16 protein-coding genes are annotated in these 16489 nt (G+C 58.8%); 14 read left to right on the forward strand and 2 right to left on the reverse strand.

The genetic code is table 11. The features are described 5' to 3' along the window. The first annotated feature begins 193 nt into the window (after positions 1-193). On the forward strand, positions 194-2011 hold the full coding sequence (locus ABD806_RS00385) for a protein kinase domain-containing protein (protein WP_344953416.1): 1818 nt from the start codon (positions 194-196) through the stop codon (positions 2009-2011). Positions 2012-2160: 149 nt separating this feature from the next. Here ABD806_RS00385 and ABD806_RS00390 read toward each other — a convergent pair whose 3' ends face one another. Both ABD806_RS00390 and ABD806_RS00395 read right to left on the reverse strand, forming a co-directional pair. After that, the gene (locus ABD806_RS00390; RefSeq protein WP_344953419.1) at positions 2161-2745 is read right to left on the reverse strand and encodes an acyl carrier protein phosphodiesterase; all 585 of its coding nucleotides are present in this window, start codon (positions 2743-2745) and stop codon (positions 2161-2163) included. Next, a complete protein-coding gene (locus tag ABD806_RS00395) occupies positions 2742-3254 on the reverse strand; it encodes a CBS domain-containing protein (protein WP_344953422.1) in 513 nt (170 codons plus the stop codon). Before ABD806_RS00395 ends, ABD806_RS00390 begins: the two co-directional genes overlap by 4 nt. Positions 3255-3390: 136 nt before the next feature. Here ABD806_RS00395 and queA point away from each other — a divergent pair, with 136 nt between their 5' ends. From queA to hscA, 13 genes are all read left to right on the forward strand, one after another. Beyond that, positions 3391-4440 (forward strand): tRNA preQ1(34) S-adenosylmethionine ribosyltransferase-isomerase QueA, encoded by a 1050-nt coding sequence (gene queA, locus ABD806_RS00400; protein ID WP_344953425.1) that lies wholly within the window; start codon positions 3391-3393, stop codon positions 4438-4440. Between the two features lie 389 nt (positions 4441-4829). Beyond that, complete coding sequence (tgt, locus tag ABD806_RS00405) at positions 4830-5972, forward strand: tRNA guanosine(34) transglycosylase Tgt (RefSeq protein ID WP_344953428.1); 1143 nt, start codon at positions 4830-4832, stop codon at positions 5970-5972. 184 nt (positions 5973-6156) lie between these two features. Then, positions 6157-6483: a preprotein translocase subunit YajC gene (gene yajC, locus ABD806_RS00410; protein ID WP_344953431.1), complete on the forward strand. Its 327-nt coding sequence runs from the start codon at positions 6157-6159 to the stop codon at positions 6481-6483. Between the two features lie 21 nt (positions 6484-6504). Beyond that, a complete protein-coding gene (secD, locus tag ABD806_RS00415) occupies positions 6505-8358 on the forward strand; it encodes a protein translocase subunit SecD (protein ID WP_344953434.1) in 1854 nt (617 codons plus the stop codon). A gap of 12 nt (positions 8359-8370) precedes the next feature. Next, positions 8371-9315, forward strand: coding sequence for a protein translocase subunit SecF (gene secF, locus ABD806_RS00420; protein ID WP_344953437.1), 945 nt, complete (start codon positions 8371-8373; stop codon positions 9313-9315). A 117-nt stretch (positions 9316-9432) separates the two neighbouring features. Continuing rightward, the gene (gene nlpI / locus ABD806_RS00425) at positions 9433-10311 is read left to right on the forward strand and encodes a lipoprotein NlpI (RefSeq protein WP_344953440.1); all 879 of its coding nucleotides are present in this window, start codon (positions 9433-9435) and stop codon (positions 10309-10311) included. A 458-nt stretch (positions 10312-10769) separates the two neighbouring features. Further along, entirely contained in the window at positions 10770-11513 is a 744-nt protein-coding gene (gene trmJ, locus ABD806_RS00430; RefSeq protein WP_344953443.1) for a tRNA (cytosine(32)/uridine(32)-2'-O)-methyltransferase TrmJ, read from the forward strand. Positions 11514-11592: 79 nt separating this feature from the next. Further along, positions 11593-12090, forward strand: coding sequence for a Fe-S cluster assembly transcriptional regulator IscR (gene iscR, locus ABD806_RS00435; protein WP_344953446.1), 498 nt, complete (start codon positions 11593-11595; stop codon positions 12088-12090). Between the two features lie 50 nt (positions 12091-12140). Next, on the forward strand, positions 12141-13355 hold the full coding sequence (locus ABD806_RS00440) for an IscS subfamily cysteine desulfurase (protein WP_344953449.1): 1215 nt from the start codon (positions 12141-12143) through the stop codon (positions 13353-13355). Positions 13356-13386: 31 nt separating this feature from the next. Then, positions 13387-13773 (forward strand): Fe-S cluster assembly scaffold IscU, encoded by a 387-nt coding sequence (iscU, locus tag ABD806_RS00445; RefSeq protein WP_344953452.1) that lies wholly within the window; start codon positions 13387-13389, stop codon positions 13771-13773. A gap of 12 nt (positions 13774-13785) precedes the next feature. Then, on the forward strand, positions 13786-14109 hold the full coding sequence (gene iscA / locus ABD806_RS00450) for an iron-sulfur cluster assembly protein IscA (RefSeq protein ID WP_116473653.1): 324 nt from the start codon (positions 13786-13788) through the stop codon (positions 14107-14109). A gap of 10 nt (positions 14110-14119) precedes the next feature. Beyond that, positions 14120-14638 carry a co-chaperone HscB gene (gene hscB / locus ABD806_RS00455; protein WP_344953457.1) on the forward strand — a complete coding sequence of 173 codons (519 nt, stop codon included), beginning with the start codon at positions 14120-14122 and terminating at the stop codon, positions 14636-14638. Between the two features lie 5 nt (positions 14639-14643). Then, on the forward strand, positions 14644-16488 hold the full coding sequence (gene hscA / locus ABD806_RS00460) for a Fe-S protein assembly chaperone HscA (RefSeq protein ID WP_344953460.1): 1845 nt from the start codon (positions 14644-14646) through the stop codon (positions 16486-16488). Position 16489: the final 1 nt, after the last annotated feature.

A 16489-nucleotide genomic window follows, 5' to 3' on the forward strand; every position in this document is an offset into this window, starting at 1 on the left:
CAGCGCCAGGGGTGGAAAATGCTCCTGCCGTTCCGGCATTCCCGCCATCCTTGGCGGTTAGTGGCGCAGCTGAGCCCTCAGGGGGTTATGGCGTGTCGGTGGAAAGCCAGGCATTCCCGTTAATGAACCGGTATTGGCTTATGTGGCGAGGACGGGTGTTCGACCCTATGAGAGCATAGCCAGGGGCGCGGTAATGTATAAGCACAGCCTGCATAATTTCTATATCCCCGAAGAGCAGTCCATCTACCTGCTCAACGCCAACGATGCCAAAAAGCTGAAAGACTGGATTGCCCTCTGTGTCTCCGAGCTGGAAAAGCTGGGCTATCAGCAGATTGAACTGGTCGGCAAGGGCGCCTATGGCTTCGCCTTTGCCGGCACCGGCATTGACGGCGAGCAATACGCCTTTAAATTTTCCCGGGTTAACCTGCCCCAGCATATCCAGGACAGGTTGGCCGATGAGGCCTATATGCTGTCCCAGGTCCAGCATCCCGGCGTGCCCCGCTATATCACCTATCAACTGCTGAAAAAGCAGGGGATCCTGATGATGGGCAGGGCCAGGGGGGAGGATCTGGAGCACCATGGCCTCAAGCTGGGGCGGCTGTCGGCCCGGCTGCTGCTCGATATCGCGGCGCAGCTGGCCGATATCCTCAAGATGCTGCGGGAACATCGGCAGGCCGGGCTGCCGGCGCCCATAGTGCATGGCGATATCAAGCCCTCCAATATCGTCTTCGATCCCGAGACGAACCGCATCAGCCTGGTGGACTGGGGCTCTTCGGTATTTGCCCAGACCGATATCAACGGCCAATATATTGCCAACAATGTGATGCAGTTGATGTCGTCGGATCTGCAGATCTCCAACGCCCGGTTGGGCGATGTGTATTTTATCGGCCCCGAGCAGCGGGCGGGGCAATTGTCCAGCCCCCGTTTCGATGAGCAGGGGGTGGCCAGCACCCTCTATGCCCTGGCCTCGGGACAATCCTGCCGTTTTGGCAGCAGGGCCATTCCGGCCAGCAGCCTGGGGTTGCCCAGGGAGTTCGCCGCCTTGCTGGATGGGCTGCTGGCGGAGGATCCCAGGCGGCGTCGGCAGGCAGGAGATTATTTTATTGCCCATATGCCCAGGTTGAAGCGGCTGGTATTGCCCGAGCTGTCGTTGTTTGCGGATGAGCCCCTGTTGCCGGTGTGGGTCAGCCCGGAAAAACACGAGATGGACACCGTGGTCTATTCGTCGCGCAAGTCTTTTTTGCGGGAGCACAGCGAAGAGGAGGACATCCATTTTGTGGATGACGCCCAACTGGAACGCTACTACAAAAATTACCTCGAAGGCATGGGCGAGACGGAAAAAGCCTTTGTCGCGGCGGTCAGCCGGCTGGGTCGTTATCCGGCGGTCGGCGGGCTGGCGATACACTGGCAGGAAAACGGCGTCTATATCGACTCCAACCTGAACCTGTACGACGAGTCGTTGAGCCGTTCCTTTGCCATTGCCGTCAATAACGTGGTGTTCTTGGCCCAGGCGATCGATAAGGTGGGCATCTTCAAGGCCTGCCTGTTCAATGCCCGCAACACCCTGCATCTGAGCAGGCATTCTCCCGATGAGCCATTTAGGGTACCGGAGGGCACCCGTATTCCCTATCGCCTGGCACCCGTGTTAAGCAATGAGGGCGCCAGCAGGCAGCACTCTTATTTCGAGGATGGCCGGGATCCGGACGAACAGCTGGCCTTGCCTTACGCCATCATGGACAGCATCGCCAAACTGAACCAGATCCGCCACACCGGCTGCATCATCTTCGAAGTCACCGGCCTGTACATGAAGCTGCATACCTATTATCGCCTGCTGGATGTCGGCGCCGAAGCCGAATTCTCGCGCTTGCTGCAGAATATTGTCGATAAGGTCCCGCTGATCACCGATGAAGGGGTAGGGGGCTTTATGAAACTGCCCTATAAAGACACCCGTTATTTTGGTCATCAGCCGGTGCGGGATGCGTTTTATTATCCGGCCAACCCGTATCAGTAAATAATCGACCTGATGGTTCGACAGAAGTCAGATCCGAACGCAGACTCGCACTGAACCCATCCATGGGGCTCTGCCGCGCCGTCCTTGGCGCGAAAGGTCTGCTTACCGGATCCTGACTTCTGTCATATATAGATATTAAAATCAGTTATTTATCGGGCGGAGCCTGCCTGCTCAAGCACGAAGGATATCAGATCGGGATAAAACGCCAGGAAGGCTTGTTCCATGGCGTCGTAATGTTCGACCAGGAGTGGGCCGCACCGGGGCAGGGGGGTAGGACGGCGGAAACGGCTGTCCATCCGTTCCAGGGCCAGGGTGATACCGGGCAGGGTGGCATATTGCTGCAGCAGCTGATATTGCTTGATGCGCTCCACCAGGGTGACGAGCGGATCCGGCCAGTGCCCGTCCGGTTGCAGTTTGCTATGGCTGTAGCCGATGAAGTCCGGCAAGGGCCAGGCATGATACTGCTGCCAGTGTCGGGCTAGAAAATGGTCGAACATCATATCCATGATGATGCCGCCGAATCGGCGAAAGGGACTGGGCAGGGCCCGGACCGCGCCCAGGTGCCGGGGATGTAGATCGGTAAAGCTGTCAATCTGCCGATGCAGCCGGATGCCGGTCTGCAGCTCGGCAGGCAGGTTTGGGTCTATCGCCCCCCGGGCGAATTCCCCCAGCAGGGCGCCGGGCAGGCTGGTGTGGCTGATATGGGCCAAGTGCAGATGGGCCAGATAATTCATTCCGGGGAGCCGCTATCAATATCTTCCTGTGACCGGTCCAGCTCTGCATCCATGTCGTCGATCTCGGTGTCGTACTCTGTTTCTCCGGCCAGCTGGTTATCCAGCACTTCCAGCAGGTTGATGGCGACGGCGACAAAATCGCTGTCGGTGACTATGCCCACCAGTTTGCCCTTGTCGACCACCGGCAGGCAACCGTATTTGTGCTTCTGCAGATAGAGGGCGGCCTCGCGTATCCCGGCCCGGGGGCTGATGGTGGTCACCTCCCGGGTCATGATATCGGCCAGGGTATGGCTGGTTAAGAAATCACCATTGGTTCCGCTTTCCAGGCTGGATTCCTGGGCGGCCAGGATATCCCGCTGGCTGACCAGGCCAATCAGCCGTTGCTGTTCAACCACCGGCAGGTGGCGGATGTGCCGGCGTTGCATCAGGGTACGGGCCTGTTCCAGCGTCGCCGCCGGCTCCAGCCCGACTACCTGGCGTGACATGATTTCGGATACGATGGCGGCCATATTTTTCTCCACTTTTATTATCAAGATAGTTCACCCTGCCGGACGGGGAGCGCAACAAGACCAATCCGGGCGCCAATTCCCTTGATCCCGCCGGATATGCTCACTAGACTAGCGCCCGTTGTCCAGTGAGGTTGATATGCAGGTTCGTGATTTTTCCTTTGAGCTCCCCGATGAATTGATTGCCCGTCATCCCATGGCGGAGCGTACCGCCAGCCGTCTGCTGCAGCTGGACGGCCCCAGCGGCGCCATTACCCACGGCCACTTCAGCCAGATACTGGAGCTGATCCATCCCGGCGATCTGCTGGTATTCAACAATACCCGGGTGATCCCGGCCCGGTTGTTCGGCCGCAAGGCCAGTGGCGGCAAGCTGGAAGTGCTGGTCGAGCGGGTGCTGGACGACAAGCGGGTACTGGCCCATGTGCGCGCCTCCAAGTCCCCCAAGCCGGGTACCCGACTTGTCCTGGAGCCGGATGTGCAGGCCACCATGCTGGCCCGTCACGACAGCCTGTTTGAAATCGAGTTTGATGATCCTCGGCCTGTGCTGGAGATCCTGGAGGCGATCGGCCATATGCCGCTGCCGCCTTATATCGACAGGCCCGACGACGAGGCGGACAAGGAACGTTACCAGACCGTCTACAACGAAAAACCCGGTGCCGTAGCGGCGCCCACCGCCGGCCTGCATTTCGATCAACCGCTGTTGGCGGCCCTGCGGGACAAGGGCGTCGAGCTGGCCTTTATCACCCTGCATGTGGGCGCCGGCACCTTTCAGCCGGTGCGGGTCGACAATATCCTCGAACACCAGATGCACGCCGAATATATCGAGGTGCCGCCGGCGGTGGTGGCGCAGATCGAAGCGACCCGCGCCCGGGGCGGCCGGGTGGTGGCGGTCGGCACCACCTCGGTGCGCTCGCTGGAAAGCGCGGCCCGGGCCACGCTCGCCAAGGGCCAGCCGCTGGCGCCTTTTTATGGCGATACCGATATTTTTATCTATCCCGGTTACCGCTTCCAGCTGGTGGATGCCATGATCACCAACTTCCATCTGCCCGAGTCGACGCTGATCATGCTGGTCAGCGCCTTCGCCGGACATGGCCACATCATGGAGGCCTATCGCCAGGCGGTGAGTGAGCGTTACCGGTTCTTCAGTTACGGTGACGCCATGTTTATTACCCGGCAACCACAGCCATAGGCGTCAAGCCTGACACCCGGTCACCAGTCCTGGTTGCCTGTTTTGTGTAATTAAAGAGGCAACAGCGTTGCCTTCTCCGACACGCTGCAAGTACATCCATGTAGGCTCGCACATGCCATCCATGGCATGTGACGGTCGGTTAAGGCAATCCCTGTTGCTTCTTTATGGTATCGGAGTGGGCTGATGGCGGCAGCAGACGGTGCCGGGGCTTAGAGGAGGGCAAAGGGGGCCGCTCCACTGACCGTTGGCGCCATGGATGGCGCCGCCGAGCCCCCAGGGAAGGGTTTACGGCGTGTCGGTGGAGTGGACCCTTTGGCCGATTTGCAGCGTGGTGAAGCGCTGTTGTTTTCAAGAAGGTCGGACTGTTTCTCCGGCCAGTGAGGTAAATAATGAAATTTGAACTGCAAACCACCGACGGCCGCGCCCGTCGCGGACGCATGATCTTCGAGCGGGGCGTGGTGGAAACCCCGGCCTTTATGCCGGTGGGCACCTATGGCACCGTCAAGGGCATGACCCCGGAAGAAGTGGCCGGCACCGGCGCGCAGATCCTGCTGGGCAATACCTTCCACCTGTGGATCCGCCCGGGCCAGGAGATCATGAAGCTGCATGGCGACCTGCATGATTTCATGAACTGGCAGGGACCCATCCTCACCGACTCCGGCGGTTTTCAGGTGTTCAGCCTGGGCGATATCCGCAAGATCACCGAGGAAGGCGTGCATTTCCGCAACCCGGTCAACGGCGACAAGATTTTCCTGACCCCGGAAACCTCGATGGAGATCCAGTACGATCTGGGCTCCGATATCGTGATGATCATGGACGAGTGTACGCCCTATCCCGCCACCTGGGAGGAAGCCAAGAAGTCGATGGAAATGTCGCTGCGCTGGGCCAAACGCTCCCGGGATCATTTCGACAAGCAGGGTAACAAGAATGCTTTGTTCGGCATCATTCAGGGCGGCGTCTATGAAGATCTGCGTGACCAGTCCCTGGAAGGGCTGCTCAATATCGGCTTCGACGGCTATGCGGTCGGTGGCCTGGCGGTGGGTGAACCCAAGCACGAAATGCACAAGGTGCTGGAGCATACCTGCCCGCAAATTCCCGCCGACAAGCCCCGTTATTTGATGGGGGTGGGCAAGCCGGAAGATTTGGTGGAAGGGGTACGCCGGGGCATCGACATGTTCGATTGTGTGATGCCGACTCGCAATGCCCGTAACGGTCACCTGTTTACCACCGAAGGGGTGGTGAAAATCCGTAACGCCAAGCATAAAATCGATACCGGCCCCCTGGATGCGGACTGTGATTGCTATACCTGCAAGAACTATTCCCGCTCATATTTGCACCACCTTGACAAGTGCAACGAGATCCTGGGTGCGCGTTTAAACACCATTCACAATCTCAGATTCTATCAAAGGGTTATGGAAGGTTTACGCGGAGCCATAGAGCAGGGTAAATTAGATGACTTTGTAGCTGAGTTCTATGGCAGGCAGGGTAGGCCCGTGCCGCCATTGGGTCAGCAGGTGGCTTCAGGCGAATAACGAAGACGCCAGGTGATGGCAGAATACGGCTAAGCCGGCCGTTGGCAGCTGGGTCGAAAATGCTCCTGCATTTTCGACAGTTCCGCCTTCCAGGGCGGTCAGATGTTGCCGGCGAGCCGTGCCTGTCATTGCCTGTGCACTGGAATTGACACTCTTTCACCATCCTAATGAGGAACTAAAACGAATGGATATTATCTCCAAAGCCCATGCCCAAGGTGGCGCCGCCGGTGGCGGTATGGAAATGATCATCATGCTGGTGGTATTCGGCCTGATCTTCTATTTCATGATCTTCCGTCCCCAGTCCAAGCGGGTCAAGGAGCACAAGAATCTGATGTCTGCCCTGAGCAAGGGTGACGAGGTGCTGACCAACGGCGGCCTGGTGGGCAAGATAGCCAAGATCTCCGCCGAAAACGACTATGTGGTACTGAGCCTGAGCGAACAAACCCAGGTGACCATCAAGAAGGACTTTATCTCTGCCGTCCTGCCCAAGGGCTCTATCCAGTCCCTCTAATTCCTTACCAAGGAGCACAGCGTGTTAAATCGCTATCCGCTGTGGAAATACTTGATGGTGATCCTGGTGATCACCATCAGTTTTCTTTATGCAGCACCCAATCTATTTGGCGAAGACCCCGCGCTACAGATCTCCGGCTCCCGGGGCACCGAGGTCACGCCCGCTACCCTGACCCAGGCCCAACAGACGCTGACCGAAGCCGGCATCAGCATCAAGAGCGCCGTCCTGACCGACAGCCAGCTGCTGATCAGATTCAACAATACCGATGACCAGCTCAACGGCAAAGACCTGGTGGCCCAGGTGCTGGGTGACCGTTATATCACCGCCCTTAACCTGGCGCCTGCCACCCCCGCCTGGCTGGCCGCCATTGGCGGCAACCCGCTTAAACTGGGCCTGGACCTGCGCGGCGGTGTGCACTTCCTGATGGAAGTGGATATGCACGCGGCGTTGAGCCGGGTACAGGAGCAGATGGTACAGGACTTTCGTACCGAGCTGCGTGAACAGCGGCTGCGTTATTCCGGCGTACTGAACCAGGATGATGGCGTGCTGGTGGTATTTCGTGATGAGGCTGTCCGTGATCAGGCTCTGAGCCATTTACGCAAGCGCTATCCCGAGCTGCTGTTCAGCGAGCAGGACAAGGGTGAAAACGCCGGCCTGTTTGCCACCATGAGTGAGCAACAGCTGAAGGAAACCAAAGAGTATGCCCTGCAGCAAAATATCACCATTATCCGTAACCGGGTCAATGAGCTGGGGGTAGCCGAGCCGCTGGTACAGCGCCAGGGTGCCGAACGCATAGTGGTGCAGTTGCCGGGTATTCAGGACACGGCCCGGGCCAAGGAAATTCTGGGCGCGACCGCGACCCTGGAGTTTCGTCTGGTCGATGAACGCGCCGATGTCGCCGCAGCCACCGCCGGTCGGGTACCGCCCAACAGCGAGCTGTTCAGTGATCGGGATGGCCGCCCGGTGGTGTTGCAAAAGCGTATCATCCTGACCGGCGAACATATTGTGGATGCCAGCTCGGGGATGGATGAATTCAGCCGTCCCCAGGTTAATATCGATCTGGATGCGGCCGGCGGCAGCCGGATGGCGGATTTCACCAAGGATAACGTGGGTCGGGCCATGGCCACCGTATTTACCGAGTACAAGCCGACCGATGAGCTGGGCCGTGATGGTAAACGCCTGTTCCGCAAGGATCAGGAAGTCATCAACGTGGCCACCATCCAGTCCCGCCTGGGGCGCAGCTTCCGTATTACCGGTATCGACTCCATGTCCGAGGCCCAGAATCTTGCCTTGCTGCTGCGCGCCGGTGCCCTGATAGCGCCCATCCAGATAGTGGAAGAACGGACCATAGGCCCCAGCCTGGGTCAGCAAAACGTCGAGAATGGCCTGCAGGCCATGATCTACGGCATGCTGGCGGTGGTGGCATTTATGACCATCTACTACCGCAAATTCGGGCTGGTGGCCAACCTGGCCTTGCTCGCCAATGTGGTGATCATCATCGGGGTGATGTCTTTGGTGCCGGGGGCGACCATGACCCTGCCGGGCATTGCCGGCATAGTGCTGACCATAGGTATGGCGGTGGATGCCAACGTGCTGATCTTCGAACGGATCCGCGAGGAGCTGCGGGACGGACGAGGGGCGCAGCAGGCGATACACCTGGGTTACGAGAAGGCGCTCAGCACCATTGCCGACGCCAACATCACTACGCTTATCACCGCCGTTATCCTGTTTGCCATAGGTACGGGCCCAGTCAAAGGCTTCGCCGTGACCCTGATCATCGGCATCCTGGCCTCTATGTTTACCGCGTTGGTGGGTACCCGGGCGCTGGTTAACCTGCTCTGGGGCGGTAAGCGCCTTAGCAAACTGTCGATATGAGGAAAATAATCGATGTTTGAAATCCTCAAGACCAAAGAACCCATCGCCTTTATGCGCTATGCCAGACCGGCCAGCGCACTGTCGTTGCTGCTGATCGCCTTGTCCTTTTTGGGTCTCTTTACCAAGGGCTTGAACTGGGGGCTGGACTTTACCGGCGGTACTGTGGTGGAAGTGGCCTTTGACCAGCCGGTGCAACTGGACGCGGTACGCGACGGCTTGGTCGACGCGGGGTTGCCCGGGGCGACGGTACAGCACTTCGGTACCAGCCGGGAGCTGCTGATCCGCCTGGCTCCCCAGGCTGACGTCAATGTGCAGCAGCAGGGCGAAGCGGTGCTGACCGCCATGACGGGCATATCGGACTCGGCCGAAATGAAGCGACTGGAGTTTGTCGGTCCTTCTATCGGGGCCGAGCTGGCCGAGCAGGGGGGGCTGGCCATCCTGGTGGCGCTGCTCTGTATCCTGCTCTACGTCGGTATGCGTTTCGAATGGCGGTTGGCATCCGGCGCCGTGCTGTCTCTGGCCCATGATGTGATCATTACCCTGGGGGTATTCTCCTGGCTGCGGCTGGAAGTAGACCTGACCATAGTGGCCGCCTTGCTGACCGTGGTGGGCTATTCACTCAACGACACCATAGTGGTATTTGACCGGGTGCGGGAAAACTTCCGCCGGCTGCGCAGCGGCACCACCGCCGACGTGTTTAACGAGGCGATCACCGACACCCTGAGCCGGACCCTGATCACCTCGGCGACGACGCTGGTGGTGGTGGTGGCCCTGTTCCTCAAGGGGGGGGCACTGATCCACGGTTTTGCCACCGCCTTGCTGTTAGGTATTGGTTTCGGTACCTACTCGTCCATCTATATCGCCAGTGTCTGGGCCATGTTCCTGGGCGTGCAGCGGGAGCATATGTTACCGCCGCCGGTTGAAAAGGAAGGGGCTGATCAGGATCCCCTGCCGTGATAATCCAGATAAATGGGGCCTTCTGTGCCCCTTTTTATTGGCGAATGTATTTGCAGCATGACAAATGTCATTGAGCTGCATAACATGTGGTGATAATAAGACAAGTTCGGAGCCATCTTGAAACACAGGTTTTTGCTCAGTTCGGTGATAGCCTTGCTGGGGTTGCTGGTAACAGCATGTTCGGCCCCCCGGGTGGTGACCCCCACCCTGATTTTGCCGGTACCTATGCAGGTATCCTACGAAAGTGAGCTGAGTATTGCCCGTTTGGGACAGATGTTGAGCTACCCCGATTTAACGGCGGAGCAAAGGGCCGAGCTGTTTTTCCAGCGCGGCGTGGTGTTCGATCGGGTGGGCCTCAGGGCGATGGCTCGGCTGGACTTTAACCGCGCCCTGCGAGACAAGCCCGATTTCGCCGATGCCTATAACCTCAACGGTGTCTATCTGACCCAGAACCAGGAATTCGACGAAGCCTATGAAGCCTTCGACTCGGCCCTGGAGCTGGCGCCTGACTATCACTATGCCCATCTCAACCGGGGGATCGCCCTCTATTACGGTGGCCGGCCGACCCTGGCCGCCCGTGATCTGAAAATATTCCTCGATGAAGATCCCAGTGATCCCTACCGCCTGCTGTGGTGGTATCTGGCGTTGGAGCAGGTGGACGCAGACGAGGCGAAGGCTCGGCTGAGTGCGCATCTGGCGCAATATGGCAGCGATGAATGGGCCTGGGATATCGTCAAGGTGTATCTGGGGCAGAGCACGGACGAAGCCCTGCTCAACCGCATCTCCAACGAAAGCCAGGATAATCAGGAGCTGGCAGAGCGCCTGTGCGAGGCTTATTTCTATCTGGCCAAACAAGCCCAGCGCAATGATCAGCCCGAGCAGGCCGCCGCCTATTTTAAATTGACCCTGGCGACCAACATCCATGACTTTGTCGAACACAGGTACGCCTTGCTGGAGCTGGACCTGGCTGGGGAGCAAGCCATGTTGCGGCGTTGAGGCCATGGTACGCCCGGGGTGGCCCGGGTCCTGTTAACCGGGATGTTAGGGACTCGTCCGTGACCCATGTCCAGCTGTCGGCCCGGCCGGTACCGGCAGCCATTCCACCCCGGCAATTGATTCCAATAGCCATTGCAGTAACGGGCAGTCAGGGCATGCCGGCGAAAGCATGGCGATTGTTGCCGAAAACGGCTGATCCATCCGAGGCATTCCCGGCTATGCCGGGCACATCGCTGAGCTGGTTTTAGCCATACCCGGATTGGGTTTGGATACCATTGAGGTGAAAGACCGGCTCTCCTGCCTGGGTGCCCGCCGGCACTGGCGCTGCTGGCCGGTATTGTGCGTCAGGCCGATATGGCGATGCAGACAAAAGCCGGGCCGGGGTGAGGATAACACCTGAATCCCTGTTACGACTGTGCTAATATCCTGCGCCTTAAGCACAATTGAACCGAATGGATATGCTTGAGCAAGTTCGTATTGTATTGGTAAACACCTCCCATACCGGCAACATCGGCTCCGCCGCCCGGGCCATGAAGACCATGGGCCTGGGGGATTTGTGGCTGGTGGATCCCGTGACCCCGCCCGATGGTCAGGCGGTGGCGCTGGCCGCCGGCGCCAGCGATATCCTGGCCCGGGCCAGGATAGTACCGACCCTGGCCGAGGCGGTGGCCGACTGTGGCCTGGTGATCGGCACCAGCGCCCGCTCACGTACCTGGTCCTGGCCCATGCTGGATGCCCGCGAAGCGGGTGAAAAGGCGATGGCTGAAGCACCAAAACATAAGGTGGCCCTGGTTTTTGGCCGGGAGCGCACCGGTCTGACCAATGATGAATTGCAACAATGCCACTTTCATGTGGCCATCCCCGCCAATCCTGAGTACAGTTCTCTCAACCTGGCGATGGCGGTGCAGACCCTGAGTTACGAGGTGCGCATGGCCTGGCTGGGCCGGCAGGCGGTCGACACGGCGGAGCCCATCGAGCAGGATTATCCCCTGGCCGAGGAGCTGGAGCGTTTCTACCAGCATCTGGAACAGACCCTGCTGGACACCGGGTTTATCATCAAACCCCACCCGGGACAGGTGATGCTCAAGTTGCGCCGCCTGTTCAACCGGGCCCGTCCCGAAGATCATGAACTGAATATCCTGCGGGGCATCCTCAGCTCGGTGCAAAAACGCCAGAAGCGCGGCCCAAGTGGTAATACCTGAGTGAATTACCCGGACATATACTTGACTGAAATACTCGGGTATGACACCCTGACCGCATCTAAAGACACGGTTTAATCCCATGAGATTGACATCAAAAGGGCGCTATGCCGTTACTGCCATGCTGGACGTCGCCCTCCATGGCAGCGACAGCCCTGTATCCTTGGCTGACATTTCAGAGCGTCAGGGTATTTCCCTCTCCTATTTGGAGCAGCTGTTTGCCCGCCTGCGTAAGCAGGGGTTGGTGAGCAGTGTACGTGGCCCCGGTGGCGGTTACCGCCTGGGGATGAATGCGGCGGCGATTTCGGTCGGCTCCGTGATCGCCGCGGTCGATGAATCGGTCGATGCCACCAAGTGCCAGGGCAAGGGCGATTGCCAGAGTGGTCACCAATGCCTGACCCACACCCTCTGGTGTGCGCTGAGCGATCGTATCAGCAATTTTTTAGACGGTATCAGCCTGGCCGAACTGGTGAACCAGAACGATGTCAGGCGGATTGCCGAGCAGCAAGATAACAATGTGAGCCTGTTGACCCTGGACGAACCCGGGCAACAAAAAGTGAGCTTAAAAGTACAACTTTAAGTGTCGATGACAAGACTGCCTGTTAGGGCAGCGTTGTAATGGAGAAGATGATGAAACTGCCCATTTATCTCGACTATGCGGCTACCTGTCCGGTGGATCCCCGAGTAGCCGAAAAAATGATGCAATACCTGACTATGGACGGTATTTTCGGTAACCCTGCATCCCGTTCGCACCGTTTTGGCTGGCAAGCCGAGGAAGCGGTCGATGTCGCCCGTAACCAGATTGCCGAGCTGATTAACGCGGATCCCCGCGAAATCGTCTTTACCTCCGGTGCGACCGAGTCGGATAACCTGGCCATCAAGGGCATTGCCAACTTCTACGGCAAGAAAGGCAAGCATATCATCACCTCCAAAACCGAGCACAAAGCCGTGCTGGATCCCTGCCGTCAGCTGGAACGGGAAGGCTTCGAAGTGACCTACCTGGAGCCCCAGCCTAACGGCCTGTTCAGCCTGGAACAAATCGAGAACGCCTTGCGCGACGACACCATCCTGGTGAGCCTGATGCATGTCAACAACGAAACCGGCGTTATCCAGGATGTCAAATCCATCGGTGAGCTGTGCCGCAGCCGCAAGATCATGTTTCATGTGGATGCCGCCCAGAGCGCCGGTAAAATCACCATCGACGTGCAGGACATGAACATTGATCTGCTGTCGCTGTCCGCCCACAAGATTTATGGCCCCAAAGGCATCGGCGCCCTCTATGTATGCCGCAAGCCGCGGGTGCGTCTGGAAGCCCAGATGCACGGCGGCGGCCACGAGCGGGGCATGCGTTCCGGCACCCTGGCCACCCACCAGATCGTCGGTATGGGTGAAGCCTTCCGTATCGCCAAAGAAGACATGCAGGCTGAGGGTGAGCGTATCCTGACCCTGCGTAACCGCCTGTACAATGGCCTGAAAGGCATTGAGGAGGTCTATGTCAATGGTGACCTGGAGCAACGGGTACCCGGTATCCTGAATATCAGCTTCGCCTATGTAGAAGGTGAGTCGCTGATCATGGCGCTCAAGGATCTGGCGGTGTCTTCCGGATCGGCTTGTACTTCCGCCAGCCTGGAGCCCTCTTACGTACTGCGAGCCCTGGGCCTGAACGATGAGCTGGCACACAGCTCTATCCGTTTCAGCATAGGTCGCTTCACTACCGAAGAGCAGATTGATTACGCCGTGCGTCTGGTCAACGACGCCATCGGCCGTCTGCGTGACATGTCTCCCCTGTGGGAAATGTTCAAAGACGGTGTCGATCTGGAATCAGTTGAGTGGGTGCACCATTAAGGTGTCTATGGATTTGCGAGGATAAAGAATCATGGCATACAGCGAAAAAGTAATAGAGCACTATGAAAACCCCCGTAACGTCGGCGGTTTCGACAAGAACGATCCCAATGTGGCCACCGGCATGGTGGGTGCGCCCGCCTGCGGCGACGTGATGAAGCTGCAGCTGAAGATTAGCGATGAAGGCATCATCGAAGATGCCAAGTTCAAGACCTATGGCTGTGGCTCCGCCATCGCCTCCAGCTCGCTGATCACCGAATGGGTCAAGGGCAAGAGCCTGGACGAAGCGGCCAGCATCAAAAATACCCAAATCGCGGAAGAACTGGCCTTGCCGCCGGTGAAAATCCACTGCTCCATCCTGGCAGAGGATGCGATCAAGGCGGCGATTGACGATTACAAGAAGAAGAAAAACATAGCGTAAGGCAGAGTAGATATGGCGATCACCATTACCGACGCAGCCGCCAACCGGGTGCAGACATTCTTAAACAACAGGGGCAAGGGCCTGGGGTTACGCCTGGGGGTGAAAACCACCGGCTGTTCCGGCCTGGCCTATATACTCGAGTTTGTTGACGAGCTGTCCGAAGGCGACAATGTGTTCGAACATGAAGGTATCAAGGTGATCGTCGACAGCAAAAGCCTTATCTACCTGGATGGCACTCAGCTGGATTTTGTGAAGGAAGGCCTCAACGAAGGCTTTAAATTCAACAACCCCAATGTAACCGGGGAGTGTGGTTGCGGCGAGAGCTTTAACGTTTAAGGATATCGGCATGAATTACTTTGAGCTGTTTGGCTTGCCCGAGCACTTCGTTCTCGACAAGCAGGCACTGGCCGATACCTACCGACAACTGCAGATGCAGTTCCATCCCGACAAGTTTGCCTCCCGTCCCGAGCGGGAGCGTTTGCAAGCGGTACAGCGTGCCGCTCAAATCAATGATGCCTTTTCCACCCTCAAGCAGCCCCTGACCCGCGCCGAATACCTGCTTTCCCTACATAACGTCGATATCCGGGCAGAGCAGCAGACCCTGAAAGATCCGGCCTTCCTGATGCAGCAGATGGAGTGGCGGGAGCAGCTCGAAGAAATTGCCGACGCCGCCGATATTTTCGGGGCCATCATGGCGTTCGACATGGAGCTGCAGCAGGAATATCAGTCGCTGATCGGCCTGCTCGAAGCCCAGTTGGCCGGGCAGGAATGGAACCAGGCTGCCGATACGGTCCGTAAACTCAAGTTTATGACCAAGCTGCAGTCTGAGCTGGAACGGTTGGAAGAAGCGCAGCAGGAATTCTGAATCCAATGGCATTACTACAAATCTCCGAACCGGGGCAAAGCAGCGCGCCTCACGAGCACAAGTGGGCCGTGGGCATTGATCTGGGCACCACCAACTCACTGGTCGCCACGGTACGCAGTGGCCTGGCCGAGTCCCTGGCCGACGAGCAGGGGCGCGAACTGTTACCTTCGGTGGTCCATTACGGCACCGACGGCATCAGGGTGGGTTATCAGGCCAAGGCCGACGCCGAGCTGGATCCCCATAACACCATCATGTCGGTCAAGCGCTTGATGGGTAAAGGCCTGGCCGATATCAAGCAGCACAGGCTGCCCTATCGCTTCAGCAGTTCGGACAAGGGAGTGCTGCAGCTGGAAACCAGCCAGGGGCTGGTCAATCCGGTCCAGGTCTCCGCCGAAATCCTCAAGACCCTGGCCCAACGGGCCGAGGCCAGCCTGGGTGACAGCCTGCAAGGGGTGGTGATAACCGTCCCCGCCTATTTCGATGATGCCCAGCGTCAGGGCACCAAGGATGCGGCCCAGCTGGCCGGCCTGAATGTGCTGCGGTTGCTCAACGAGCCGACCGCCGCGGCCATCGCCTATGGCCTGGATTCGGGCCAGGAAGGGGTCATCGCCGTCTATGACTTGGGTGGCGGTACCTTCGATATTTCGATCCTGCGCCTGCATAAAGGGGTGTTCGAAGTGCTGGCCACCGGTGGCGATTCCGCCCTCGGCGGCGATGATTTCGACCATGCCCTGGCCGACTGGATCCAGTCCCGGGCGCAGCTGGCCGATCCGACGCCGGCCCAGCAGCGCAACCTGCTGGCCCTGGCCTGTGACGCCAAGCAGGCGCTGACCTCACAACCGACGGTGACCCTGGCCTGGCAAGGCTGGCAGGGGGAGCTCAGCCGTGATGATTTCGAGGCGCTGATCCAGCCCTGGGTAAACAAGACCCTGATGTCTTGCCGGCGGGCGATCAAGGATGCGGGCGTCAGCCTGGAAGAAATACAGCAGGTGGTGATGGTCGGCGGCTCCACCCGGGTACCCCTGGTGCGCGGCAAGGTGGGCGAGTACTTTGGCCGGGCGCCGTTGACCAGCATAGACCCGGACAAGGTGGTGGCCATCGGTGCCGCCATCCAGGCCGATGTGCTGGTGGGCAACAAGCCGGACAGCGACATGCTGTTGCTGGATGTGATCCCGCTGTCGCTGGGCCTGGAAACCATGGGCGGCCTGGTGGAGAAGATCATTCCCCGCAATACCACCATTCCCGTGGCCCGGGCCCAGGAATTTACCACCTTCAAGGATGGTCAGACCGCCATGGCGGTGCATGTGGTGCAGGGGGAACGTGAACTGGTGGCCGATTGCCGCTCCCTCGCGCGTTTCAACCTGACCGATATTCCGCCGATGGCCGCCGGTGCTGCCCATATCCGCATCACCTTCCAGGTGGATGCGGACGGTCTGCTGTCGGTCAGCGCCATGGAAAAATCCTCGGGCGTGCAGGCGTCCATCGAGGTCAAGCCCTCCTATGGCCTGAACGAAGAGGACATCGCCGACATGCTCAAGGCCTCTTTCGAGTATGCCCAGGCCGATATGCAGGCCCGCATGCTGGCCGAGCAACAGGTGGAAGCGGCGCGGGTGGTCGAGAATATCGAAAGCGCCCTGGCCGCCGACGGTGACAGCCTGCTCGAGCCGGCCGAGCGTGCCGCGATCGAAGCCAGCATGCAGTCGCTGAAGAGCATTGCCGCCGGCGAGGATATCCAGGCGATCAAGCAGGCGATTGAGGATACCGACAAGCTCACCGCCGATTTTGCCGCGCGTCGAATGGACGCTTCTATTCGTCAGGCCCTGGCCGGCCAACGTGTTGATAAGGTTTAAC

This window comes from Zobellella aerophila, assembly GCF_039539325.1.
In the GTDB taxonomy this organism is placed as follows: domain Bacteria; phylum Pseudomonadota; class Gammaproteobacteria; order Enterobacterales; family Aeromonadaceae; genus Oceanimonas; species Oceanimonas aerophila.